Annotated in this window: 1 protein-coding gene and 1 pseudogene; one reads left to right on the top strand and one right to left on the bottom strand. The window is 63.2% G+C overall.

Annotated elements, in window-relative coordinates:
• Positions 1 to 145: 145 nt before the first annotated feature.
• Positions 146 to 826: pseudogene (locus ACIGKQ_RS25310) on the top strand (transposase); the annotation flags it as partial.
• Between the two features lie 632 nt (positions 827 to 1,458).
• On the opposite strand, the gene ACIGKQ_RS25305 reads toward ACIGKQ_RS25310, so the two are convergent.
• Positions 1,459 to 1,854 carry a hypothetical protein gene (locus ACIGKQ_RS25305; protein ID WP_138944116.1) on the bottom strand — a complete coding sequence of 132 codons (396 nt, stop codon included), beginning with the start codon at positions 1,852 to 1,854 and terminating at the stop codon, positions 1,459 to 1,461.
• Between the last annotated feature and the right edge of the window lie 190 nt (positions 1,855 to 2,044).

The following is a 2,044-nucleotide window of genomic DNA, read 5'->3' as shown; positions in this document are numbered from 1 at the left end:
TCGAGATGGCGGTCGCCACGCGGGGCGGTATGCAGGCGATATGGCGTGATGACGATGCGCAGAAGCTGATTTTCCACACCGATCGTGGGTCGACGGGCGGATTCAACTGGTCGTCGCAACACCCTGATTCTCGGAGGTGTGCGGCGTGGTTACAGCGGACTGGAGCAGGAAGACCAGCGATGTGCCGGTAGGTGTTCGTCGACAGTGGCGTGCTGATCGTGCACTTCGGCCGGCGATGCGATCGCCGGGGCGGCCGGAGCCGTCGCGGCAGGTGCAACGTGAGTTTTGGCGGGTGGTCGCGACGGGGGTGAGCACGGCGCAGGCATCGATCGCTGTCGGTGTGTCGGTGCCGGTGGGTACACGGTGGTTCCGCCACGCTGGCGGTATGAGGCCGCTGAGTCTGGATGAGCCTTCGGGCCGCTATCTATCCTTCGCGGAACGGGAAGAGATCGCGCTGCTTCGCGTTCAGGATTGTGGGGTGCGTGAGATCGCACGGCGGATCGGGCGCAGTCCGGCCACGATCTCGCGTGAGCTACGGCGCAACGCCGCAACCAGGAGCGGGAAGCTTGAGTATCGGGCGTTGGTGGCGCAGTGGAAAGCCCAGCAGGCCGCCAAGCGCCCGAAAACAGCGAAGCTCGTGGCCCACGTCGAGTTGCGGGAGTACGTACAGCACCGCCTGGCCGGCGTTGTCCGCCGTCCCGATGGCACGATCGCTGCGGGCCCCACGCCACCACCGTGGAAGGGGCTCAACAAGCCGCACCGTGCCGACCGGCGGTGGTCGCCGGCGTGGAGTCCAGAGCAGATCTCCCAGCGTTTGAAGGTCAAAGTTCCGGCCCACGATCGGAGCGGTGTACCGGCCAGCCGGCCAGTGGATGTTTCGTCGTTCTGTCAGGGTGTTGCGGATCTCCTGGGTGGGCTCAGCGCTGTCGGGAAGGCGTCCGCGGACTCCTCGCGCCAGGGCCGAGGCCACAATGTGGCCATCAAGTAGCAGTCGGGCAACCCGGGCATGGACCCGGTCGTTCCCACTGAAGCCGTTGGGAAGCGTCATGCTCTGCCTTGTATATGCGAGGACTGCGGCCAGGTCCTCAGCGAACCGGTAGACCATGAGTTGCTCTTTCAAGTCGGGGTCTTCGTTGTCAACTTCGTCGCTAGATCGGCCGTATTTGGTCAGGAATCGGCCGTCGATGTGGAACTCGACCTCTTTGGATGTGCGAAGGCCGAGAAGAACTTTGAACAGTTCGGCGACAGAGCGCGGACTGAGCCCGCGAATCTTGTATCCGACGTCCATCGACGACGCTTGGCCGGACGTGGCTCGATACGGAATCTCTGCGGCCACCGTGAGCCGGCTCCCACAGAACGACATCACGCTGGTTAAGCCGTGAGTTCCTTGGCGGACCTCCGTGACCGTTCCTTCCTCGGCGGCTACGACTTCACCGTCCTCGAGGAACCGGATCTCCATTAGCATTCCAACCGCTGGGCTGCGGTCTGTTCCTGCTCGAAGATCTGCCGGGTGCGTCGGTAGTGGTTGAGCGTCAACCATCGGTCCACTTCGGGATAGTCGATGAGCATCTGATTGAGCTCTGCGCGACCCATCCATCCCACAGTGGGTCGACGTTTCCCCGCTGGAGTGAAGGCTTCGGGCAGGCGTCTTATGTAGCCCTTCTCGGGGGTGGTGAAGTTGCTGCATGGGGCTACCAGAACCCATTCGTGCGGCTCCTGTTCCTTCACCGCCCGCACGAAGGACTTCTTGACTTTGTCTCGACGTCCCACGAACCCGCCGGACATGCCCTCGGGGTAATACTTCAACTGGTAGATAACGAGCCGGCCGTCGGGGTAAGTGACGGAGACGTCCACGCCTCCGTCACCGCCTCGTCCGTTCACGACGTCGACCTCGGCGACGCGCCGGAATTTCCGCATCACAATGTCTCGACGATGCGATCGAACCACGGTGACGTGTGCGGTCTCAGGAGATGCGTGACGTCGTGTTCTCGGGAGATGCTTACCGGCGGTGGGGCCGGTGGGCGTTGAAGTTGCGAATGGTCTT

The sequence above is a fragment of the Gordonia sp. NPDC062954 genome (assembly GCF_044543825.1).
GTDB lineage: Bacteria > Actinomycetota > Actinomycetes > Mycobacteriales > Mycobacteriaceae > Gordonia > Gordonia tangerina.
Note: the sequence above shows the minus strand (reverse complement) of the source record. Positions and strands in the feature narration are given on the sequence as shown.